Source organism: Lysinibacillus sp. JNUCC-52, from assembly GCF_015999545.1.
Taxonomy (GTDB): domain Bacteria; phylum Bacillota; class Bacilli; order Bacillales_A; family Planococcaceae; genus Lysinibacillus.
In genome coordinates this window covers 2,358,723-2,381,749 of the sequence record NZ_CP065546.1, presented here as the reverse complement: position 1 = coordinate 2,381,749, position 23,027 = coordinate 2,358,723, and the positions used below count along the sequence as shown (strand labels likewise).

Here is a 23,027-nt window from a genome sequence, read left to right as displayed (position 1 = left end):
AATGTATCGCTTTTATTTTTTATAAAATTTTTTCTTTAAATGTAACTTTATAACACTTTAGTAGTCTAATTATAAAACAAGTATATGAAGGAGTGGAAAATAATGAGAGGTAAATGGCTAGCCATAATGATTATCGTCGTTTTAGCTGTTTTGCCAGGGGTCTTCACATTTATCGTTTCCCCAGAAGCGCATGCGAAAGCAACAAGTACAATTATGTCAACGCAAAGTTGGACAGCATCCTTTACACAAGCATTAAAATCAACAAACATAACGGATGAATTTGTCTACGTTACCGATGAAGCGGGGCAAACGGTAACAGCAACAATTACGTTGGGAGAAGATAAAAAATCACTGATTGTTAGTAAACTTTCTCCAGGTAGTTATCGATTACATGTAGATAAAGCAGCATTCGCTTATAGTACGCTTAAAACAACATCTCATGATATTGCATTTACTGTTATTGAAAAACTAGAGGCAGTAAAAACTGAAAAAGAACTACAGCAATATTTTGAAGCCATAATTGCAAATGGTAGTAAGGCGCCAGAAATGGGCATCCTTGAAGAGAGTACTTCAAGTAGTAAAGATAGCGCATCTTCAGCTAATGATTCTTCTACGACAAACAACCAAGTTGAAGGTGTCGAAGAGGGCGATATAGTCGTTGTAAAAGATGGCTTTATTTACGCTGTAAAAGATCAAAGTATAACGGTTGTGGATGCAAATAATCCTAAAAGCTTGAAGCTGGCAACGACAATTAAACAAAAGGAATCTCAATATATTGTGAAGCTAGCATTATACGATAATGTATTAATTGCTATCGGAGAAGACTATATTGAAAAATCAGGCACAAGCATGTCGACGGCAGTTTTTTATGATATTACTAATCCGAAAAATCCGAAATTCATACGTGAAGTCGCTCAGGAGGGCTATTTACAGGATATGCGTATTACAAATGATACGCTGTATTTAATCGGTAATATGCATCCGAATTATTGGATTCTTCAAGAAGAAGGCACACATGATTTAAAGCCAATAATGTATGATAGTGTTGAAAGTAAGGAATACAAAAGCTTATCACTTGATAAGATTTCGATTTTACCAAATACAATGGATGGCACATATAGTTTAATTACGGCAATTGATTTAAAAAATGGGGCCAAAACTACTGCTAACACAAAAGGATATTTAGGCGGTAGCAGTGGACTTTATATGTCAGAAGATGCACTATATTTAACTACACCAATTTATGATGGCAATCAAGCAGTGCCACTTGGCGGTATTATGGATAGAATCTGGATGCCTTTATCAAGTAATACACAGGTGTTTAAATGGGATTTAGATGGAACAGCCTTGAGCTTTGTTGGTACGAGTGAAGTTAAAGGTTCTGTGTTAAACCAATATTCAATGGATGAGTACGAGGGGAATTTCCGCATCGTAACGACAGAAGGAAATATGTGGGATGAGAAAAATATTTCCCGAAATCATCTGTTTATTTTAGATAAAAGCTTAAAGGAAATTGGTGCAGTAAAGGATTTGGCACCAGGAGAAAAAGTGTATTCAGCACGCTTTATGGGAGAGAAAGCTTATGTCGTAACATTTAAACAAGTAGATCCACTTTTTGTTATCGATGTAGCCAATCCGAAAAAGCCAACAGTGCTAGGTGAATTAAAAATTCCAGGGTTTAGCAACTATTTACATCCGTTAGATGATACACACTTAATTGGGATTGGTTATGATACAGAGGAACGCTTTGATTCTTATACGAAGCGTAATTTCACGGTAACGACTAATATGAAAATGTCGTTATTCGATGTTACAGATTTTAAAAACCCCAAAGAGCAATCTACTGTAAAAATCGGAGGGAAAGGCTCTTATTCAGATGTACAATACAACCCTAAAGCATTATTCCGCAATAAAGACCTTAACTACTTCGGCTTCCCTGTTGTGCTTTATGAGGAAGGGAAGGGCGATGAAGTCGTTTACCAAGGCCAAGGTGCACAAATTTATGAAATAACAGCGGAGAAGGGCATTGCACTAAAAGGGAATATTATTCATAAAACCGCTGGTGAGCCATATGAAAATTGGGAGCAGAACGTCCAACGTGTAGTTTACGTCGAGGACACTTTGTATACAATTGCACGCAATGAAGTAAAGAGTTACTCGCTAAAAGATTTCAAACCGTTAGATACGTTAACGATTAAATAGAAGCGAAGGCATGGCATACGGTGTCGTGCAGAAAGCACCATCCATCGTAGCGGACATCAACGTAAATGACATAGCAAAAAGTGTTAGATTGACCAATTCAATCTAACACTTTTTCTATTCTTGCTATTGACGATAAGGGAGGATTTCAGACACTGTCACAAACTCATAGCCTTCACCTTGTAAATAAGCGAGTACAGCATCCAGTCCATCTGCTGTCGATTGATGAATATCATGCATTAAAACGATGGAGTTATTGTGCAAATTACTTTTAATGTACGTTAATAATAATTGTGAGTTACGATGTTTCCAGTCTAATGTATCAATGCTCCAAAGTACTACAGGAACTGGTATTTTTTCGTTAATTTCATCATTAGTCGCTCCATATGGTGGTCTAAAAACGGTTGCGCCTTGATTAATTGCTAATTCAATTTCATTAGCGGTAGATGTATATTCTTTTAATACTTGTTCTAATGGCATTTTTGTCAATACAGGATGGTTCCATGTATGATTGCCAACTTCATGTCCACGTGCGAGAACATCCCTAGCGACATCAGGATAATGCTTCACACGACTGCCAAGCATAAAGAATGTAGCTTTAGCATGGTACTTGTCGAGCGTATTTAAAATTTGTTCGGTTACTTTTGGATGTGGACCGTCGTCAAATGTTAACGCAATACGTTTAACGTTTGGATCTCCTGGGGGTACAGGAGGGTTTGTCGGTTCCATTGTCTCCATAGCAATTTGGAATTCAGATGCTAACAATGGATTGATAAGTGAAAGGGAAAGTTTCACGATAGGTGCACCTGCTGATCCACTTGCGATTTCATACTCGTCAAAGTAAAAGTGTATCGAATCATCGACAATGGCAAAGCGATTAAAGTTTTCCCATTTTGGCTCCGTTACTTTAAGTAGCTCTTCTTCATTTAGCATTTCTTTTAACTGAAGATTTTGTTGTAAGTCTTTGCGAACATATGCCGCTAAAGTTGATAAGTTATTGTTATCGTTTTGTAATAACGTTTGTATATTAATTTGCTCACCTGTCTCGTTATTATAGAAAAATGTTTTTGTTGAAACGACATGATTTGCTCCGCCTAAATACAGCATTTTCGTCAAGACAAATGAATAGTAATGCTCGTGATATGGGAAGGTCTCTAAATTTATAGTAAGTTCACCTTGCGCCTTTTTATCTTTATTTTTTTTCATAGATGACAGATAGTTGTCTTTAGCCTCCGTAATATATTGTAGTACGGTCTCGTTAAAAACTTTATTTTCTGTTTGTGGATAGTGAACGGCAAAAGGTGAACGTTTGTCTTTAGAAACGTCAGATACAATACGTATGCCAGGAAACGCAGAGTTTTCTGTGGATAAATTAGATTCACTATTTGTGTCTTTCGAGGCACTGATTTTTTGGAATTTAAATTCATCCTTAGATAGTATAATAACAAGGATGATGGATATTAATGTAACAATGAGCCCAATTAACAATAAATCAATTATTGGGCGGCGTCTTTTTCTGCGTTCCTCTATCAATGGGGTCCGCTCCTTTCTATAATTATTCTTCTATAAAATCAGACGTACGAGTCATAGGAAAAGTTATAGAAATCTACAAATATTTTTTACAATTAAATAGAAATATAATAAAAAATTGAATATGTAACAGTTTTTTATAACTACCATGCAAATAACTTATAAATAGTCCATCTTGCAAATTGATTTTACAGGTTAAAGCTCAATTAAATTCGATTAATAAATGGATTTTGAAGTGAAGGCATTGTATCATTTAGCGACAGATACAATTATTCCAAAATATAATTGATAATATCGAAGATTTTTGGTTGAGTTTTTATTTACAGTTCGTTACTATATGCAAGGAACCTTTTGAAGGAGGTAGATAACTGGAATGCTATCACATGAAGTGGATAATGAATTTACTATTGACTGCTTGTTACTTGCAGGGCGAATTATGATTGAAAGTGGTGCAGAAACATATCGTGTAGAAGATACGATGTTACGTATGGCACAATCTCAAAATATGCTAGATGCGCAATGTTATGCTACACCTACAGGGATCATTTTTTCGTTAGGCAAGACACAGCCGACGAGAATCACTTCGATTTCCAGTAGGGTTACTGATTTACAAAAAATATCCATGGTAAATTCAGTATCTCGTAGACTCACATCTCACATAATATCATTAGAAGACGCTTATGACGAGCTAAAGACGATACAAAAAACAAATTATTTTTTGCCAATGTATATACAAGTATTTGCAGCAGCACTTGCGAGTGGCTGTTTTCTAATTATGTTTAAGGGTGGATGGTCTGATTTCCCTGCGGCATTTATAGCAGGAGGGTTAGGGTTTCTTACTCTTATTTTAATGAACCATTTAACAAAAGTGAAGTTTTTCTCGGAGTTCACAGCTTCGTTAATTATTGGTACTATTGCTTTTTTTGCGGTGAAATTTCACTACGGTACAGAAATTGATAAAATTATCATTAGCTCTGTTATGCCACTAGTGCCAGGTATTTTAATCACCAATGCGGTAAGGGATTTAATGGCGGGTCATTTTATGTCAGGGATGGCAAAAGGAGCAGAGGCGTTTTTAACGGCTTTTGCTATCGGCTCTGCAATTGCCGTCATCCTATCGTTTTAGGAGGCGGAAAAAATGGATATATTCGTACAATTAATCGTGAGCTTTTTTTCAACAGCAGGCATTGCGATTATTTTTAATGTTCCTAGAAAAACCTTGTTTCATTGTGGTTTTGTAGGTGTCATTGGCTGGATGATTTATTATTTATTAACAGAGCACGGAATGGATGTTGTAGACGCTTCGTTTTTTAGCTCATTTGTCATTGCGATTGTTGCGCACTTATATGCCCGACGTTTTAAGATGCCAATGATTATCTTTATTGTTGCGGGAATAATTCCTCTTGTACCAGGGGGGATGGCTTACAATGCAATGCGAAATGTAGTCGAAGACGATTATTTACAAGGCTTACAGTATGGGCTGAAGGCGTTTTTAATTACAGGTGCTATTGTTATGGGCCTAGTGTTTGCAGAAGTATTAATGCAGTTTGTGTTTCGGGCTGTACGGTCGGGCAAGTTAAAGTTGCAAAAGACTTACAGAAAATAAATGCTATTGACTTTATATGATGACAAGCGATAAAAAAGAGCTGCTCCATAAGGGATTATATCCTTAGGAACAGCTCTTTATCGTGTCTCTTATTTTACAAGTAATGCTTCAATTTCTTCGGGCGTAACAGGTTTGCTAATATAAAAACCTTGAATCGTATCGCAACCGTAAGTAATTAACAAATCAGCTTGCTCAGCTGTTTCAACACCCTCAGCTACCACTTTTAGCTCCATGGATTTGCCTAACTGTATCATACCATGCATAAGCTTTTGTGATTTTTCGGATTTTAATAACGAACTAGTAAATGCTTTATCAATTTTTAATGTATCAATCGGTAAAATTTGCATATAGCGGAATGAACCATAACCTGTACCGAAATCATCTAAGACAAAAGCGATGCCTTCATTTTCAAGCTTGCGCATTTGTTGTGTAATAAAGGTCGCTGCTTCAGCTTCCAATGCAAATTTCTCTGTAATTTCAATTTGAATAAGGTTTGCTGGACAATTCGTTTTTGCCAGCATTTCAAGAATTGACTTGGCCATGTTTTTATCACGGAATTCGCGGACAGAAGAGTTAATTGCCACTTTTAAATTTAGACCAGCCTTTTTCCAAATAAGCGCTTGTTCGCAAGCTTTCTCAAGCATAAACGAACCAATATTGTTAATAAGCCCAGTCTCCTCAGCAATTGGAATAAGCTCATCTGGTGAAACTACGCCAATGACTTCATCTTCCCAACGAACTAAAGCCTCTACAGCTGTAATTTTACCCGTGTATACATCCACTTGTGGTTGATAAAGTACTTTTAAGTTTTTCTGATCCAGTGCTTGTAGTAGACGTTTTTCAATTAAGGCTTTACGATTTAAAGCTTTATGTGTTGCTTTTGAAAGTGACACAATTTTGTCTCCACCAGCTTCGCGCACCGATGTAATTGTTGCAATAGACGCTTTCATCAGTTGAGAGAAAGTCGTCTGGTCCTCAGGGAAGCGTGTAATTCCTCCACTAATTGAAATAGGAACGGCAATATTGCTGCTATAAATCGGATGCTGTTGTAAATAGGACAAGAATCCTTGAATAAACCATTCACTTAAAGGTGTAATGACAACGAAATCATTTTCATTTATACGTGCCATTGTGCTGTCCTGGAAGTACATTTTAATACGATTTGTAAATTCAATAATAAGACTTTGATTTATTTGTTGATCATGTAGTTCTTTTAATGTGTAAAATTTATCGATACTTAAATAGACGAAGGAGAAGTGTTTTTCTTCCTCGATCATTTTAGAAATTACTTTTTCCAGTCGATGAGCATTCATTAGGCCTGTTTCTGTATCTATATACGCAATTTTCTCAAGCTGATGCTGAATCGTCTTAGACTTTGTAATATCCTTTTCAATTAAAATAAATTGTTGCTCATTTACCTCTAAATTAAACGTTGGGATAGCTGTGAGAAGTACCCAATATGACTGACCTGTTTTCGTAACTTTTTCAATTTCACCTTGCCATGTGTTTCCATTGTTTAAATTGCGCCAAATCGTATTTGTTATTTTTTCGCTCGCTTCATTTTCAGGGAATAATTGCCAGAATGTTTTACCGATAACGCGCTTTGGTGTCCATTGACTAATTTTTAAAAACTCAGCATTACATTCTAAAATAAATCCGTCACGATCAAGTGTTACGGTCATAAATGTAGAGTCTAAACCTTGTTTTAAGTCTACATAAGTGCTGCTGTTTGAAACCGAATTAATCATTAATTCTGGTAACATAAACATAATAAGAATAAGATGTTCACCTTGTTCAAAGTATGGCTTAGCCAGCATGGCCGTAGTGATTTCTTCATTGGATTGGGTGTAAACCTGAACCTGATCTATATATGTACTTTCTTCATTTTGTAAAATCGATTGAAACGTCTCTTTTGAAAGATTTCTTAGTAGATTTTCATGTATGGATGGAGTAGTATGTCCTGTAATGTCATTGACTGAAAAACCAAATAATTCTTCAGCGTGTTTTCCTGAAATAGTTGCTTGTCCATTTTGTGTTATGACAATTGCAGGAAAAGGAAGTGAATTTATATAATGCTCATCTATCGTAAATGATTTGTGCTTAAGACTCATGATTATTCGATCTCCTTGGGTAATCAATATATACTAATATTATAGAGAATTATCGGGAATTAGTCATTATGAATATATTTGTAAATATTTGATAATCGGAAAAGATAGGACTTTTCTAGTAAAATAAAAGAAAAGTTTTGAAGAAAAATAACAATTTTTAGTACGTATATAGGAAGCGGGAATTGGATGGAACGATTAAAAGGTATACTTTTTATTATCTCTGGAGCAATGCTATGGGGGGCAACTGGACCATTAATGGAATGGTTACTTAATCATACAGCATTGACAGTCTCTTTTATGCTGACAATACGATTGTCGGTAGCAGGTATTTTCTTACTTACATATTTGTTGTTAACAGGTAAAGATATTTTTTGTATTTGGCAGCAAAAGCTTTGGAGTAGGCAGCTCATCATCTTCGGTATCGTAGGGATGCTTGGAGTACAATATGCCTTTGTCGGAGCTATAAATGAAAGTAATGCTGTATTAGCTACGTTACTGCAATTTTTAGCCCCAATATTTGTTGTTGCTTATGTCTCTCTTAGTTTAAAGAAATGGCCCCCTAAATATCAAGTGTTAGGTATTATTGGCACATTAATAGGATTGTTCCTGCTACTAACGAACGCTTCATTTGATTCTTTATTAGTTAGTAATAAAGCCTTATTATGGGGAGTAGCGGTTGGATTAACATTTGCATTTTACACCCTATATCCAGCACGTCTTATGAAGGAATGGAATGTGTTACTTGTTGTAGGATGGGGAATGTTCATTGGTGGAATAACACTAGGTATAATAAGTCGTGTATGGCAATCCAATCAATGGATTGTCTTTACAGATTTAAAAATTACAGGACTAATGATGGCATTAATATTTACAGGTACTTTAGCATTTATTCTATTTTTAAGTAGCATGAAGTATATTACAGCTGTAGAGACAAGTATCTTATCAAGTATTGAACCGTTAACGGCAATGGTGATTTCAGTAATTGTGTTCGGCACATCGCTTGGATTGTGGCAATTAGTGGGAGTTTTCGTTATGCTTGTATGTGTAACGTGGCTATCTATTGCTGGTGAAAAAGCATAAATTTATTATTTGTATAGGTTATTATAACTACATTAAATGTAAATGATAGTTCTTCTCAAATAAGGGGGGAGAGAATGTGAAAATAATTTTTTCTTATGTAAAGCCCTATAAGTGGACTGCGATTTTTGCATTATGTTTGATGTTAATTGAATTATTTGTAGAGCTTGTTCAGCCACTTATTATGGCCAAAATTATTGATGATGGTGTTCGTGGTCAAAACAATGACATGATTATTCAATGGGGAGTCATTTTACTAGTTTTATCTTTTATTGCCTTTATATCAGGCGTAGTCAATTCTTATTTTTCATCGCATACTGCGCAAAGCTTTGCCTTTGATTTGCGCAATGCCTTGTTTGACAAAATTCAATCCTTTACATTGGCTACATATCAAAAGTTTTCTACAGCTTCGCTTATTACCCGTCTAACAAATGATGTAACGCAAGTTCAAACAGTGCTGTTTATGAGCCTTCGAATTATGCTCCGCGCACCACTAGCTGTTATTGGGAGCATTATCATGGCTTTTGTTGTCAATGCAAAGCTAGCACTGTTTTTAGTGATTGGTGCACCAATCATTTTAGTATTCCTTATTTTTATGGTAGCAAAAGGTGTGGCATATTTTGGACGAGTTCAAAAGCGTGTAGACCGTTTAAATCGTGTACTTCAAGAAAATTTGCAAGCGATGCGTCTAGTGAAGGCCTATTTACGTGGGGCGTATGAGGCTTCGCGCTTTGAGCAGGTTGCTTCAAGATTAAAATTTGATACTGTCAAGGCTCTGCGTACGATGGAGTATATTATGCCTGTATTATTGTTTGTCATGAACATGAGTTTATTGGCAGTACTTTGGTTCGGCACAAAGCAAGTTGCTGCAGGTACGACACCTCTTGGCGATATTGTAGCTATCGTCAATTATGCAATGCGTATTACAGGTTCATTTTCAATGTTCGCTTTTATTATAATTTTTTATGCACGAGCAAAAGCATCAGCAGAACGTATGACAGAGGTGCTTGCTGTTGACAATGAAGTAGAAATTACTTCTTCCTCTAAAGAAGGTACATCTAGCGCCCTGAAATTAGGCGAATTAGCATTTAAAAATGTTAGCTTCCACTACCCAGGTACAGAAACTGCTGTACTGTCCAATGTCACTTTTCAAGTAAAATCTGGTGAAAAATTAGCCATCATGGGAGCTACGGGGGCTGGTAAATCGACATTACTACAGCTTATTCCTCGCTTTTATGATGTGACGGAAGGACAGATCTTTGTCGAAGGAAAAGATGTGCAGCAATGGGACCTGCAAGAGCTACGTGACATTATAGGTTACGTTCCACAGCAGTCGTTATTGTTTACAGGAAGTATTGCTGACAATGTTCGGTGGGGCGATACAGAGGCCGCAATGGACGAAGTGCTCAATGCAGCGATGCAGGCACAAATCCATGCATCTGTGGAAGATTTCCCAAGTGGTTATGATACGCGAGTAGGGCAAAAGGGCGTGAATTTATCAGGCGGTCAAAAACAACGACTATCCATCGCTAGAGCACTGTTAAGAAAAGGGCATATATTGATGCTGGATGATAGTACTAGTGCACTTGATGTTAAAACAGAGCAGGCACTGTGGGATGCGCTTAGTGAGGAAAGAGCTACAATGCTCGTTGTTACACAAAAAATTCGGACAGCTAAAGGTGCAGATCAGATTTTGTTAATTGATGCAGGTGAAGTGGTCGGTTATGGGTCACATGAAGAGCTTCTGCAAACTTCTGATCTGTATAAAAAAATCGCAATCTCCCAACAGGAGGTGGAATAATGGGTTTTTTCCAAAAACCTTTTGGCTATGAGCCGATTTTATCGAAGGATGATGTAAAGCAGGTCGTAAAGAAAAAGAAAGGACCACGTGCAGCAGATTGGAAAAGTACACTGTGGCGTTTATGGAAGATTGTTGATGAACAACGGATGCTTTTAATCGTTGTACTGTTACTCGTAATGGCCAGCTCAATTTTGGCACTTCTAGGGCCATATTTAATAGGCAAAATCATTGATATATATGTTATGCATGGTGAGCTTAACGGGTTAGGCAGTAAAGTGCTGTTGCTTATTGGCGTTTATTTACTTTTAGCAGTCGCTTTATTTTTGCAAAACTTTTGGATGATTGGGATTGCCCAACAAACGATTTATCGACTGCGCACAAGTGTTTTTGCTCATTTTCAAAAGCTGCCGATCTCATATTTTGATAGACGGCAACATGGCGAATTAATGAGTCGGATGACAAATGATATTGAAGCGGTGAGCTCGACTTTGAATAGCTCTTTTATACAAGTATTTTCAAGTGTTTTAACACTTGGTGGTACGATCATCATTATGCTGAGCTTGAGTCCGTTGTTAACAATCTTAACGATGACAATTATTCCAATTATGTTTTGGGCAATGCGCTGGATTACTCGTCGAACGGCTCCGTTATTTAAGGAACAGCAAGCAGCTATTGGAGCGCTAAACGGCATGATTGAAGAAACAATATCAGGGCAACGAATTGTAAAAGCTTTTTCACAGGAAGAACGAGTTAAAGCGGAATTTCGTGATAAAAGTTTACGTTTAAAAAATACAGGCTTTTGGGCACAAACTTACTCGGGGTATATACCAAAGGTCATGAACTTTTTAAATAATATGAGCTTTACAATTGTTGCGGGTATTGGTGGGGTACTGGCGCTTTACGGTCATGTATCAATTGGGGTAATTGTTATTTTTACAGAATATGCTCGCCAATTTACACGACCATTAAATGATTTGGCAAATCAATTTAATACCGTATTATCAGCCGTAGCAGGTGCTGAACGCGTATTTGCTCTACTGGATGAAGAGCCTGAAAAGGAAATGCCTGCTGCGAAAAATCATACATTATTAGGGCAAGTAACATTTCAACATGTGTTTTTTAAGTATGATACTGCACAGGAGTCTTACACATTAAAGGATATTAATTTTACGATAGAGCCAGGACAAACTGTTGCATTGGTAGGTGCAACTGGTGCTGGGAAAACAACTATTTTACAGTTAATCGCTAGGTTTTATGAGGTGACAAAGGGCAATGTGCTATTTGATGGTGTAAATGTACAGCAAATTGACCGCAAGGCACTTCGTTCACAAATGGCCTTTGTATTACAGGATCCATTTTTGTTCGAAACAACAGTAATGGAGAACATCCGCTATGGACGTTTAGATGCTAGTGATGATGAAATAATTGAAGCAGCGCAGCTTGCCAATGCCCATGATTTTATTATGAAACTAAAGGATGGTTATAACACTGTTCTTACAGCAGATGGGCGTGAGATTTCCCAAGGACAAAAACAATTACTTTCAATTGCGCGTGCCCTCATTGCAAATCCGAAAATTTTATTGCTTGATGAAGCAACAAGCAGCATTGATACAGTAACAGAATTAGCAATCCAAGAGGCGCTCGATAGGCTAATGCAAGGACGAACAAGCTTTGTCATTGCACATCGATTGAACACTGTACACAATGCGGATGTTATTTTAGTAATGCAAAAGGGTGAGCTCGTTGAAGCTGGGTTACAGCATGAGTTAATTGAGTCTGGGGGCATTTATGCCCAAATGCTAAACTCCTCGACACATCATTTAGAAGATTAAGGTGTGGAATATAAAGGCATCAAGAAAGTTTATTCTTGATGCCTTTTATCCTTTTTAAGGAAAACACAGTTGAATTGTAAGTAAGTACAATGTGGCAATTTGATGCGTTCTACTCATAATGGTAGAAAACGCAATGAAAAATCTTATGATTCAAATGTAATTGTTCCATCTTTTAAATAATGTAATTTATTAGAAATTATGGTATAATATTTATTGTGATTAACTTATTACTTGTTAAAATATAGACATGCCGTATAATGATTTCTAACTAATGGTCTCTAGTAAATTTCATTTACTTTTATCAACAATAGTAGTATAAATCTAACTAATTTTTCTGTATTGGAAGTAAAATTGCTGATTATTAGAAACGGATATTATAATTTGTTGCCAGTTTATTTTCTTTCTTGCTACAATAGGGCAATAGTCTGGTTTAAGAACGGAGTAAACAATGAACATTTCAGTAATTACAGTGTCATTCCCACTAGATAGGGAAACACTGAATGAATTAAAAATATTATGCGAAGAAGCAACCTTAAATGATTATCGTGTATATGAAACAATTATGAATATTCCATTAGCAGGCTCTTTCGACTCGAAAGGTTTTATGGTGCTCGCGTATGAAGATGACAATGATGAATTAGTTGGCGCTGCAAGTGCAATTGATTTAATAGGGCTACATACGTATGAATGGTCTTTAGTCGTGACACCAGCTTATCGTCAAAAGGGAGTTGGGACAGCATTAGTAAATGTATTACAAGCTGGACTACAAGATCGAGGTGCAGAAGGTCAATTAGCAGTAGTTATTGATGGATCTCCTTTTGGACATAGATTTATCGAAAAGTGTGGTTATTCATATAGTTTTTCAGAAGCGACGCTGGAAACGAAAGCGGAGTCAGTTGAACTACGAAATGATATTCATATTGCCCCATTTGCAGGGGAACAGACTGAATTGATTGCTATTTATAGTGAGGCGTTTGGTGATTTGCCATCAGAATCTGAGGAGCTAATTGCCTTTAATACGTCAACGAATGGTCGAAAATTATGGATAGCACATAAAGACGGGCAAGTTGTAGGTACGGTAGCTACAGTGAAGGAAAATGAAATTCAATGGGTGACAGCGCTTGCAGTTCATCCACAATATCAACGACAAGGTATCGGTACAGCTCTATTGTCCTTTTCGAAAGACTATGCAAGTAAACAGAGCGCTAAATTTGTCATGCTTGATGTAGAAATTGAAAATAGAAAAGCTATTTCGATTTATGAGAAAGCAGGATTTATGAAAGCGCAGCAACTAGACTATTATGTAAAAAATTAAATGAACGGTGAGGAGTGAGCCACAAGCGTCACTACTCACTTTTTTATTTTTAATAACTGTTAAAATCTTCTTTTTTATCATAAAAGTGTACTATGTCCATATAGTATTAATAAGCCTGAAGAAAGGAGTCGTTCTTATGCGTATGCCAGCATTGCCGAAAAAAAAGTCTCCTACGAGGGAAGCACCTCGCTCATGGTGGAAAGTTGTTAAAGCTTACTTATCAAAAGGGAAGTTTTACAGACTACCACCGCGACATAAATAAATTTTACATCTTTAATTATCTAAAATGATTGAGCAAGGCTATCCAATGTTAAAATAGCATGTTAGGGGATAAATCCTACTGTGCTATTTTTATTTTTATGATAGTGGTTGTTATCAATGTTCTAATAAAAAAGTCTTTTTGGAGGGACCAATTAAATAAAGCTCATGCATTGCACGAGTTAATGCAACATAAAGGAGCTTTCTATCAATTTTAGTATCAAAGAAAGGGGTATCAAAGGCAGCCACAATAACTGCATCAAATTCTAGTCCTTTTGCTAAATGGCTTGGAACTACAAGTAAGACTTGCTGATTAATAGACTCATCCTCAGTGAGAAGTTGACAAGGAAATGTATCAGCTGTTAAAGCCTGTTGCATTAATTGGGCTTCAGCTGTAGTTTTACATATTAAAGCAATCGACTGATGCCCATTTGCTCTAATGCGATCAAAAACCTCTTTAATTTGCTCGGTATTAAAGGCAGCTGCCTTTATAAAAGTTGGCGCATCCCCGTGACGGACAACAGGCTCCACTAATGGTAACTGCTCATCCATTTGCATTAAAATTTGGTTAGCGACCTCCATAATTTCAATGGTTGTACGGTAGCTTTTTTGAAGTGTTCTGAAGCTGGCACGCGGGAATAAATTTTGCACAGGTTCCCAAGCAGTTAGTGAGCGATAGCTGTGAATTCCTTGTGCTAAATCACCTACCATTGTAAACATATCCGTTTCTAGCCCAGCTTTTAGAGCGGCTAGTTGGAATAGACTGTAGTCCTGTACTTCATCAATAAAGACTACGCGCATTTTCCACTCATCTGCAATACCTTTTAGTCGGGCTTGTAAATAATAGAGAGCAGCTAAATCCTCTAGCATCCATTGCTCTTTAGCATGTGCCTGTAAAAACTGCTGTTGCTCTAAATAATGCCATTCTGGTGCGACTTCGGCTAATAGCTCGGCATTTGTTAAAAGCGTACGATAGAGCGTTTTCACATTATATTTTGCAAAGCGGCGCATATAAACAGAGACGGTCGATTTTGCTTCTTTTTCAATTGCAGGCATTCGTTCATCACGTTCATCTATAAATTTAGTAACAATGTGTTTACGCTTCTCTGCATCACGAATGCCATTAAGTGCCTTGCCGAGTGCTTCATCGTACTTAGCATGTAGCATATTTAAAACAGCTTGTTTCTTTTGCCGAACATGACTGGCTAGCACCTTTTTAATATGTGCAAGTCGTTTTTCAATTGGCATATAAGAAAATTCATATAAAAATAACTTTTTTAAATGAGCGGCGCGCATAATACGATATTTTTCAATAAATACATCTTCGAATTGTTCAGCAATTTGCAGTTCAATTTTTTGTAAATATCGTTCAATCATATCGCGATAATAGAGGGAACCTTTCACTTCAGAAATCCAAGCAGTAGGCTGATCAGTGCCACCTATAACTAGTGATTCCAACTGTTCGTTAGGATTGCGCAGCTTTAATTTTAGTTTAGTTGCTGCAAGAACATAATCTGAAAACGTCGTTTGGTATATTTTATCAACGCCAAGCTCTGGTAGCACATCTCCGATATAATCAATAAATAGCTTATTTGGTGCTAAAATCATCAGTTGTTCAGGATTAAAATGTTCGCCCATCGTGTATAAGAAGTAGGAAATACGGTGTAAAGCAATAGTTGTTTTTCCACTACCAGCAGCACCTTGCACGATAATGGGCTGACGAAGATGCGCGCGAATAATATCATTTTGTTCTTTCTGGATGGTAGAGACTATTTCTGTTAAGCGTACATCTGCTTTACCTGCTAATGCCTCTTGGAGTAATTCATCATTTGTCGTTAAGTCAATATCTCGAATATCGAGTAATTGTCCATCTTCGATTTTGTATTGTCGCTTGGCAAACAAATGGCCTTTATGAATTTCTCCACGAACGTCATATTCCATATCACCAAGACGCCCATCATAGTAGACATTTGCTACAGGAGAACGCCAGTCTACAATAATCGGTTCATGTGTATCGCGGTGAAACAACGATGTTTTTCCGATATACAGAAATTCTTCTGGATCACCTGTCTTTTGAAAATGAATTCGAGCAAAATAAGGCTTTTTTTGAACGGCTTCTAAACCTTCCTTTTGATTTCGAGCCATTTCAAAGAAGCGGGCGTTGGTTAAAATATTCAAATAACTTAAACTGGAATCTAAATAATCAAGATCTGCCATAGACTTACGAATGTTTTCTTGCGCAGATTGAAGATCACGCTGCGATTCGTTTAAGATTTGTTGCATATAATTTTGAGTGTACGCTAACCTCTCTAGCTCAGCCTGAAAATCTGGGTGTTGTGTAGTCATTTTTAGCACCTCCTAAGTACTTACAAATTTAAGTAGATTCTCATACTACTATACAAAATTTTACCTATCAAGTTAAATGTCATCATTCATTTATTGTTATACTATTAAGTAAAGATTAGAAGGAGGTTTTGCATTTGGATCTATTTGCACATAGAGGTGTATCTGCACACTATCCTGAAAATACAAAAGCTGCTTTTTATGCGGCCTCCAAGCTACCGATTGCGGGCATTGAGTTGGACGTTCATATAACTGCTGACGGGGAGGTAGTAGTCATCCATGATGAAACGATTAATCGTACATCAAACGGTTCAGGCTATGTGAAGGACCTGACGCTCCAACAGCTTCGTTCATATGATTATGGCTCGTGGTTTGCAGACGAATATAAGGGTGAACGTATTCCGACATTAGGTGAAGTGCTAGAGATTTTCGTAGCTACACATCACCGTATTAATATTGAGCTAAAAACCGATATCTTTCCTTATGAGGGAATTGAGGCACTTGTATTAAAAGAAATAGCGAAGCACCAAATAACGGAGCGAGTAATAATTTCTTCTTTTAATCATGAATCGTTGCAAACTGTATATCAAATGGCACCCTACATCGAAACAGCTGCTTTATTTGCTGAAGTTTTAGTTGATTTTACAACATATACGGCAAGTATCCCTGCCGATGCTATCCATGTTAGTTTACCAACAGCATTCAGGAAATCGATAGGTGTAGCACTTGAACAACAGGCGATGATACGTGTATACACAGTTAATGATCCCGAGTATGCAAAGCAACTAAAGCAGCTTGGCATACAAGCTGTTTTTACGGATGACCCTGAAGCAATACTAGCCGAATTAACAAAGTAAGAGGCTAATAAGCAAAAAAATTCGCAATACGTATTAGAGCGAATTTTTTTGCAATACATATGAAGTTAATAAGTGCATTTAGCCATTTACCATTTTGCTTGATGTTCCTCAATACAACCAAGCATTTGTTTAATTACAAGTGTCTCACCATTGTCTAGTAGAACAGTGCCGTCATAATAGCCAAACATTTGGTGAACTTCTGATTTGACAAGTTTTGCATTAGTTGCCGCAACTCGTTCAAAAAATGGGGAGAACGTTAGAGAGACTTGATTTGTAAATTTCGTTTTCACTTTCCAGCGTTGCATATAATCTTCACGATCATAATCGAACAGTAAGTCCTCATGAATTTTTGTCATTTTCCCATCAACAAAAACTGCATTTTCAGTCATTCCAGTACCATCCGTCCATTTACCACCTAAGTTGAGTCCAATACGTCTGCCACGAACTCTTTGTGATGCCATTCCCCAATTCCAAGTGGCTTCTCGAGGCCAAACACCTCGCCCGTAATCAAGTACAGCAAAACTTTCCTCTGGAGTAAATGTAAAGTGACGATTACCGATTATCACTTCACCTGACGTAGGGAGTATATGATGCTTTCCTGTAAATTGGAATGTTCTACGGTTCCATGGAATGACTACATTCAACGATTCATCTGCAGGTGGATGTTGAATGATTAAATTCGCACGTAAGGCATCGCCATCAAATGTAGGGATTGAAACGGATAAATGCGTTTCGTTTTGAATATAGGTCATATCAATCGACATTTCACTATTACTGAAAGATACGGATTCAAGTACGTGTGTCGGCATTTTAAGCTTGCCACCAAGCGGAACTGTTATTGTTTTTTCAAAATAGCGCTGAGTTTCATATTCAAGGAAATACACGAAGCAGACCGCTGCGTAATCGAGATGACTAATCGTTGCGGAGAATAAGATCTCATCGCCATAGACACACCAATAATTCCATTTCTTTTTACGCATGATATGACCACTTAAATTGCTATTTATGAGAGGTTTTCGTGCAAATCCAATAGCAGCTGGATTTAAATTCCCTTTTTTATCGCATAAAAGAGTAGGCTGTAAGATTTCTTTCTCAGCATGCTGCTTCACATTCAACATCCCTTCTGTTCGTAAAATAAAAAAATGCCCATTTGTTTAATCTTATTGTAGCAAAAACTATCTTGAAATTGGAAAAGATAGCGCCTGATATGACTGTTTTCATTAAGAATACGATGAAGGACCTAATTAATAGAACGAACGATGTAGTCATATGATGGACATAAGGAGGGGAAACGTGGCTAAAATGTATAACAGACAGGCAGCTGTTCAATATGCAAATTTGTGGTGGAACAGACGCAATCCAGCATTTCCGAACTTTGATGTTGATTGTACGAATTATATTTCACAATGCTTACTTGCTGGAGGGGCTCCGATGCGAGGAGCGCCAAATAGAGAAAAGGGTTGGTGGATTCAGCAAGGAAACTGGAGCTTTAGCTGGTCTGTCTCACATTCTCTAAGATGGTATTTAGAGGGCTCTACAACTGGCTTGAAGGCTAAACGTGTACAATCAGCAGAGGAATTAGAACTTGGGGATATTATCTTTTACGATTTTCAAGGAGATGGAAGAATCGATCATTCTGTTATTGTCACGAGTATACAAAATGGAATTCCATATGTGAATGCACATACTTCCGATAGTATTAACAGACCTTATTTTTATCAGGATTCTACGGCGTATACCCCAAATATGACCTATTACTTTTACCATATAGATGATAGTTTTGCTTAGAGAGTTGGCGGTTTTAAAGCTTATCATTTTATGATAATGTTGGAGATAGTACTGACGAAGAATCTATATTCTAATTTTAATTGAAGGAGATAATAGAAAATGAGCGAACAAATTTTATCAGTAAGAGAAGCAATTATAAATCGCCGTTCTATAAAGAAATTTAATGGGAAGACGGTAAATCGTGAGGAGTTAATGAGCATTATAGATGATGCTATTTGGGCACCGAACCACGGGAATCGTGAGCCTTGGCGTTTAGTTATAGCTTGCGATGAAGATTTAGTTGCAGTGCAACATTTATTACGTGATTTAGCTATTCCAAAATGGCAGGATCTTTCGAGTGAAGATTTAGTCAAGCAAATGACGAAATTTACACTACCAGGTGGATTTGCCTTTGTCATTGTGCCAGAGGATGCCCGCCAAAAAGAGCGTTTAGAAGATTATGCAGCAGCGAGTATTTTCATTCAAAATATCCAGTTGTTAGCTTGGGAGAAAGGTATTGGCTCTTGCTGGAAAACACCAGGCTTCTTAGACAATCCGAAGTTCCGCGAGGCATTGAAAGTACAGCCAGGTGAACGTGTCATTGCAATGCTGCAAGTCGGATATTTTGATGAAGTGCCAAAAGGGAAAGAACGTAAAAAATCAGCACAATTTGTAACGAATTTCGGTGAATAAACGATTGAAACCCCCCCTGCTATGAACTGCACTCCAATTGTTAGATGTGTCTAACAATAGGGACGCAGTTCACCAACTGGTGAGGGGGTTTTATTGAATCATAATGCATTGTGAGTAATTCTAAGAAAAACCGTCGTGCTTCGGGGAAAACGAAAGTGGTTGGTAGCGTAGGCAGTGACTCCTGCGGGAACGCACGCAGCGTAAGCCACAACATGCCGCGCGTTAGCGAGGGTTGTGGCTTACGGTGTGCCCGCGGAAAGCGTCCGCCGTAGCGAACAACAACGGTCGCAGTAAAAAAGTGTTAGATTGATTGCATTCAATCTAACACTTTTTCTCTTTTGTAATAGCTATTGCCTTGTTTATTTTTGTAACGCTGCAACCTCATATAAGTAGTCGCCTAATACGCGTAGGCCGTTATCAAAGTTTTCTAAATGGAAGTGCTCGTTTGGTGCATGGAAGTTTTCACTCGATAAACCGAAGCCCATTAGAACAACAGGTAAATCTAAAATTTCATCAAATGCAGCAACGATAGGAATTGAACCACCGCCACGTGTGTAAGCTGTTGGGACATTATAAACTTTTTCATATGAACGTCCAGCTGCTTGAATAAATGGGTGATCAAACGGTGTTAAGAATGGACGTCCTTTATCGAATTCTGAAATGGTTACGTCTACACCAGTAGGCTTATGTTTTTCGATATGTGCCTTTAATAAAGCAACAATTTCTTCTGGATCTTGATTTGGTACTAGTCGGCATGTGATTTTTGCACCAGCTTCAGCGGGAAGTACAGTTTTAATGCCTTCGCCTGAGAACCCACCGAACACACCGTTTACTTCTAGTGTTGGACGAGCCCAAGTTCGTTCTAAATAAGAATAGCCAGCTTCACCGAATAATTCTGATACGCCAACTTCTTCTTTTACAGAATCTTCGTCAAAACCTAGCGCACGGTAAGCTTCACGTTCTTCTTCTGTTAATGGTAATACGTTGTCATAGAAACCTTCTACTTGAATTGTGCCATGTTCGTTGCGGAAAGATGCTAAAATTTCTGCTAAAGCATGGATGGCATTTTGCACGCCACCACCGTATAGGCCCGAATGTAAATCACCTTTTGCACCGCGGACATCAATTTGTACACCTGTAAGACCACGTAAGCCATAGCATACTGCAGGTTTACCAGGTCCATAAAGGCCTGTATCTGAAATCAAAATTAAATCTGCAGCTAATTTTTCTTTATGCTCCTCAACAAAGGCTGGAAGGTGGGGACTTCCGATTTCTTCTTCACCTTCATAGATGAATTTGACGTTCACTGGCAAAGTACCTGTTGTCGCAAATAGCGCTTCAATCATTTTTAAGTGCATAAACACTTGGCCTTTATCATCGCTTGCGCCACGTGCAAATAACTTGTTATCACGAATTGTAGGATTGAACGGTTCTGTTTCCCATAAATGCAATGGATCTACAGGTTGTACATCGTAGTGTCCGTAAAACAGAATCGTTGGTTTACCTTCTGCATGTAACCAATCAGCATAAACAACAGGGTGTCCAGCAGTTTGCGTAATAGAGATGTTTTCTAGATTTAGTTTCTTGAAAGCATCCGCTAGCCATTCAGCAGCTTGCTGAATATCTCCCTTGTGTTCTGATAACGAACTAATACTTGGAATACGTAAAAATTCATTTAGCTCATTTAAGTGTGCCTCGCGATGTTCTGTAAAGTAAGCATCTAACGTCTGTAATTGCGTCATATTAGCATCCCTCTTTCAATATTTCGATAATAGAAATAGTATAGCATAATGTGGTTGGGGAATCTTGCTATAGCAATGGTTTCTTCTGTTTTTATGAATGCTTAGGCTCACTAGGTTGTAATGTTTCGTAAAAGAGGATAGCTCGATAATACAGCTAATTTAAGTCTATGATTCAAAAAAAATCTGAAATCGATGTTTTATCGAAATCAGATTTTTTATCATATTTAGTGGGCTGTATAGCCGCCATCGACAAGAAGGGTCGTACCGTTCACAAAGCTTGCATCATCACTTGCTAAAAATAAAACGGCTTTAGCGATTTCTTCTGGTTTACCAAGACGACCTTGTGGATGAAGGGATGCTAAGTATTCTTTTGTTTGAGCATCTACTTCTGACAATAGAGGTGTGTCGATGTAGCCAGGACATACCGCATTTACACGAATACCTTGTTTAGCATAAGCAGTACATAGGTTTTGCGTTAATAATTTTACACCACCTTTTGCAGATGAGTAGGCTGTTGGATTTGGTAAGGCTACAAAACTATGAATGGAACCAGCGTTAACGATAACACCACCTGTACCTTGAGCAAGGAACTGTTCAATCGCATATTTATCTGAAAGGAATACACCAGATAAATTGATATCAATTGTTCTTTTCCATTTTTCGTAAGATAACTCATGTGCTGGCGCATCGTCAGCTACACCCGCATTGGCATACAGCACATCAAGTTTTCCGTATTTTTTCACAGTTTCATGTATCATGTTTTTAATATCTTCTTCGATAGTTACATCTGTTTTCACGAAGAGTGTATCAAAACCACTATTATTTAATTCATCTGAAATGCTTTGTCCACGTTCAGAGAAGTCAGCAATGACTACTTTTGCTCCTTCTTGTGCAAAAAGACGAACGCTTGCTTCACCGATACCGCTAGCACCACCTGTTACGATTGCTACTTTATCTTGTAGTTTCATGTAAATGACCACCTTTATTTTTATTTTGCTGTTGCTCCGCCATCAATGACAAATTCTGCACCTGTTGAGAAGGAAGACTCTTCAGACGCTAAAAATAATACTGTTTGTGCTACTTCTTTAACAGAGCCTAAACGTCCTAATGGGAAAATGCTTTTTCCCAATTCATCTTTAGAGCTTCCAGTTGTTGCTGACGCATAGTCAGCCATTCCTGTATCAATATAGCCAGGATGGATAGAGTTTACACGTACGCCATATGGTGCATATTCCATTGCCGCATCTTTTGTCATAATGCGAACGGCTCCTTTACTAGCGCCGTATAATACATGTCCAGCAGCGCCTGTTAAGCCAGCAATAGAAGAAGCATTAATAACAGAGCCTTTATTTTGTTTAGCCATAAGTGGCATAATATGTTTCATGCCTAGGAAGACACCTGTCACATTGATGGACATTAAGCGGTTCCAATCGGATAGTTCGATTTCTGCTAGTGGTTTAATGATATAGATACCTGCATTATTGAAAAGAATATCCACTTTGTTAAATGTTTTGATTGTTTCATCTGCGACCTTTTTCCAGTCTTCTTCATTGCTAACATCGTGGCGTACAAATAATGCTTCACCGCCAATAGCTTGAATATCACGTACAGTGTCGTTACCAGATTGTTCGTTTATATCAGTAATAACTATTTTGGCGCCTTCTTTGGCAAATAATAGTGCAGTTTCTTTCCCGATTCCTGTACCTCCACCTGTAATAATGGCTACTGCATTTCTAAGTCTCATTTCATCCATGCCCCTTTCATTATTTCTTTTATATAATTACTTTAGGATCCAAAAGTATTCGCATTGTTTAGCGATACCTTTATTTTACTATTGTCAATTTGAAATACTATCCTATAAGATGCTGTATAATATAGTGAGTGAATATCCTCCAT

General features: G+C 37.5%; 17 protein-coding genes. 10 read left to right on the top strand and 7 right to left on the bottom strand.

Annotated features, from left to right (window positions below):
* Positions 1-102 precede the first annotated feature (102 nt).
* Positions 103-2,202 carry a beta-propeller domain-containing protein gene (locus JNUCC52_RS11780; RefSeq protein WP_337980023.1) on the top strand — a complete coding sequence of 700 codons (2,100 nt, stop codon included), beginning with the start codon at positions 103-105 and terminating at the stop codon, positions 2,200-2,202.
* Between the two features lie 123 nt (positions 2,203-2,325).
* On the opposite strand, the gene JNUCC52_RS11775 is transcribed toward JNUCC52_RS11780, so the two are convergent.
* Positions 2,326-3,732: a polysaccharide deacetylase family protein gene (locus JNUCC52_RS11775; RefSeq protein ID WP_337980022.1), complete on the bottom strand. Its 1,407-nt coding sequence runs from the start codon at positions 3,730-3,732 to the stop codon at positions 2,326-2,328.
* Between the two features lie 370 nt (positions 3,733-4,102).
* On the opposite strand from JNUCC52_RS11775, the gene JNUCC52_RS11770 reads away from it, so the two are divergent.
* Positions 4,103-4,855: a threonine/serine exporter family protein gene (locus JNUCC52_RS11770; protein WP_173478738.1), complete on the top strand. Its 753-nt coding sequence runs from the start codon at positions 4,103-4,105 to the stop codon at positions 4,853-4,855.
* Between the two features lie 12 nt (positions 4,856-4,867).
* Positions 4,868-5,335, top strand: coding sequence for a threonine/serine exporter family protein (locus JNUCC52_RS11765; protein ID WP_173478737.1), 468 nt, complete (start codon positions 4,868-4,870; stop codon positions 5,333-5,335).
* An 89-nt stretch (positions 5,336-5,424) separates the two neighbouring features.
* Here the strand turns inward: JNUCC52_RS11765 and JNUCC52_RS11760 are convergent, their stop codons facing one another.
* A complete protein-coding gene (locus tag JNUCC52_RS11760) occupies positions 5,425-7,446 on the bottom strand; it encodes a bifunctional diguanylate cyclase/phosphodiesterase (RefSeq protein WP_173478736.1) in 2,022 nt (673 codons plus the stop codon).
* A 186-nt stretch (positions 7,447-7,632) separates the two neighbouring features.
* On the opposite strand from JNUCC52_RS11760, the gene JNUCC52_RS11755 reads away from it, so the two are divergent.
* The 4 genes from JNUCC52_RS11755 to JNUCC52_RS11740 all read left to right on the top strand — a co-directional run bounded on the left by JNUCC52_RS11755 (position 7,633) and on the right by JNUCC52_RS11740 (position 13,471).
* Entirely contained in the window at positions 7,633-8,526 is an 894-nt protein-coding gene (locus JNUCC52_RS11755; protein ID WP_173478735.1) for a DMT family transporter, read from the top strand.
* A gap of 76 nt (positions 8,527-8,602) precedes the next feature.
* Positions 8,603-10,324 carry an ABC transporter ATP-binding protein gene (locus JNUCC52_RS11750; protein ID WP_337980021.1) on the top strand — a complete coding sequence of 574 codons (1,722 nt, stop codon included), beginning with the start codon at positions 8,603-8,605 and terminating at the stop codon, positions 10,322-10,324.
* Complete coding sequence (locus tag JNUCC52_RS11745; protein WP_337980020.1) at positions 10,324-12,156, top strand: ABC transporter ATP-binding protein; 1,833 nt, start codon at positions 10,324-10,326, stop codon at positions 12,154-12,156. The genes JNUCC52_RS11750 and JNUCC52_RS11745 overlap by 1 nt, the downstream gene beginning before the upstream one ends.
* 448 nt (positions 12,157-12,604) lie before the next feature.
* Positions 12,605-13,471, top strand: a complete 867-nt coding sequence (locus JNUCC52_RS11740; protein ID WP_337980019.1) for a GNAT family N-acetyltransferase — start codon at positions 12,605-12,607, stop codon at positions 13,469-13,471.
* Positions 13,472-13,846: 375 nt separating this feature from the next.
* On the opposite strand, the gene helD is transcribed toward JNUCC52_RS11740, so the two are convergent.
* Positions 13,847-16,075, bottom strand: coding sequence for an RNA polymerase recycling motor HelD (gene helD / locus JNUCC52_RS11735; RefSeq protein WP_337980018.1), 2,229 nt, complete (start codon positions 16,073-16,075; stop codon positions 13,847-13,849).
* A 134-nt stretch (positions 16,076-16,209) separates the two neighbouring features.
* On the opposite strand from helD, the gene JNUCC52_RS11730 reads away from it, so the two are divergent.
* The gene (locus JNUCC52_RS11730; protein WP_337980017.1) at positions 16,210-16,929 is read left to right on the top strand and encodes a glycerophosphodiester phosphodiesterase; all 720 of its coding nucleotides are present in this window, start codon (positions 16,210-16,212) and stop codon (positions 16,927-16,929) included.
* Positions 16,930-17,015: 86 nt separating this feature from the next.
* On the opposite strand, the gene JNUCC52_RS11725 is transcribed toward JNUCC52_RS11730, so the two are convergent.
* On the bottom strand, positions 17,016-18,038 hold the full coding sequence (locus JNUCC52_RS11725) for a DUF2804 domain-containing protein (protein WP_173478835.1): 1,023 nt from the start codon (positions 18,036-18,038) through the stop codon (positions 17,016-17,018).
* Positions 18,039-18,222: 184 nt separating this feature from the next.
* On the opposite strand from JNUCC52_RS11725, the gene JNUCC52_RS11720 reads away from it, so the two are divergent.
* Both JNUCC52_RS11720 and JNUCC52_RS11715 read left to right on the top strand, forming a co-directional pair.
* Positions 18,223-18,717, top strand: coding sequence for an amidase domain-containing protein (locus JNUCC52_RS11720; protein ID WP_337980016.1), 495 nt, complete (start codon positions 18,223-18,225; stop codon positions 18,715-18,717).
* A gap of 99 nt (positions 18,718-18,816) precedes the next feature.
* The gene (locus JNUCC52_RS11715; protein ID WP_173478728.1) at positions 18,817-19,389 is read left to right on the top strand and encodes a nitroreductase family protein; all 573 of its coding nucleotides are present in this window, start codon (positions 18,817-18,819) and stop codon (positions 19,387-19,389) included.
* 359 nt (positions 19,390-19,748) lie between these two features.
* Here the strand turns inward: JNUCC52_RS11715 and JNUCC52_RS11710 are convergent, their stop codons facing one another.
* The 3 genes from JNUCC52_RS11710 to JNUCC52_RS11700 form a co-directional block, all read right to left on the bottom strand.
* On the bottom strand, positions 19,749-21,131 hold the full coding sequence (locus tag JNUCC52_RS11710) for a dipeptidase (RefSeq protein WP_337980015.1): 1,383 nt from the start codon (positions 21,129-21,131) through the stop codon (positions 19,749-19,751).
* A gap of 224 nt (positions 21,132-21,355) precedes the next feature.
* Positions 21,356-22,099 (bottom strand): SDR family NAD(P)-dependent oxidoreductase, encoded by a 744-nt coding sequence (locus tag JNUCC52_RS11705; RefSeq protein ID WP_173478726.1) that lies wholly within the window; start codon positions 22,097-22,099, stop codon positions 21,356-21,358.
* Between the two features lie 20 nt (positions 22,100-22,119).
* Positions 22,120-22,875 carry an SDR family NAD(P)-dependent oxidoreductase gene (locus tag JNUCC52_RS11700; protein ID WP_173478725.1) on the bottom strand — a complete coding sequence of 252 codons (756 nt, stop codon included), beginning with the start codon at positions 22,873-22,875 and terminating at the stop codon, positions 22,120-22,122.
* Between the last annotated feature and the right edge of the window lie 152 nt (positions 22,876-23,027).

Excerpts from the sequence above, each read along its gene's own strand:
- JNUCC52_RS11705 (WP_173478726.1), bottom strand. The coding sequence starts at position 22,099 with ATGAAACTACAAGATAAAGTAGCAATCGTAACAGGTGGTGCTAGCGGT.
- JNUCC52_RS11710 (WP_337980015.1), bottom strand. The coding sequence starts at position 21,131 with ATGACGCAATTACAGACGTTAGATGCTTACTTTACAGAACATCGCGAG.
- JNUCC52_RS11715 (WP_173478728.1), top strand. The coding sequence starts at position 18,817 with ATGAGCGAACAAATTTTATCAGTAAGAGAAGCAATTATAAATCGCCGT.
- JNUCC52_RS11770 (WP_173478738.1), top strand. The coding sequence starts at position 4,103 with ATGCTATCACATGAAGTGGATAATGAATTTACTATTGACTGCTTGTTA.
- JNUCC52_RS11765 (WP_173478737.1), top strand. The coding sequence starts at position 4,868 with ATGGATATATTCGTACAATTAATCGTGAGCTTTTTTTCAACAGCAGGC.
- JNUCC52_RS11740 (WP_337980019.1), top strand. The coding sequence starts at position 12,605 with ATGAACATTTCAGTAATTACAGTGTCATTCCCACTAGATAGGGAAACA.
- JNUCC52_RS11755 (WP_173478735.1), top strand. The coding sequence starts at position 7,633 with ATGGAACGATTAAAAGGTATACTTTTTATTATCTCTGGAGCAATGCTA.
- JNUCC52_RS11760 (WP_173478736.1), bottom strand. The coding sequence starts at position 7,446 with ATGAGTCTTAAGCACAAATCATTTACGATAGATGAGCATTATATAAAT.
- helD (WP_337980018.1), bottom strand. The coding sequence starts at position 16,075 with ATGACTACACAACACCCAGATTTTCAGGCTGAGCTAGAGAGGTTAGCG.
- JNUCC52_RS11780 (WP_337980023.1), top strand. The coding sequence starts at position 103 with ATGAGAGGTAAATGGCTAGCCATAATGATTATCGTCGTTTTAGCTGTT.
- JNUCC52_RS11745 (WP_337980020.1), top strand. The coding sequence starts at position 10,324 with ATGGGTTTTTTCCAAAAACCTTTTGGCTATGAGCCGATTTTATCGAAG.
- JNUCC52_RS11700 (WP_173478725.1), bottom strand. The coding sequence starts at position 22,875 with ATGAGACTTAGAAATGCAGTAGCCATTATTACAGGTGGAGGTACAGGA.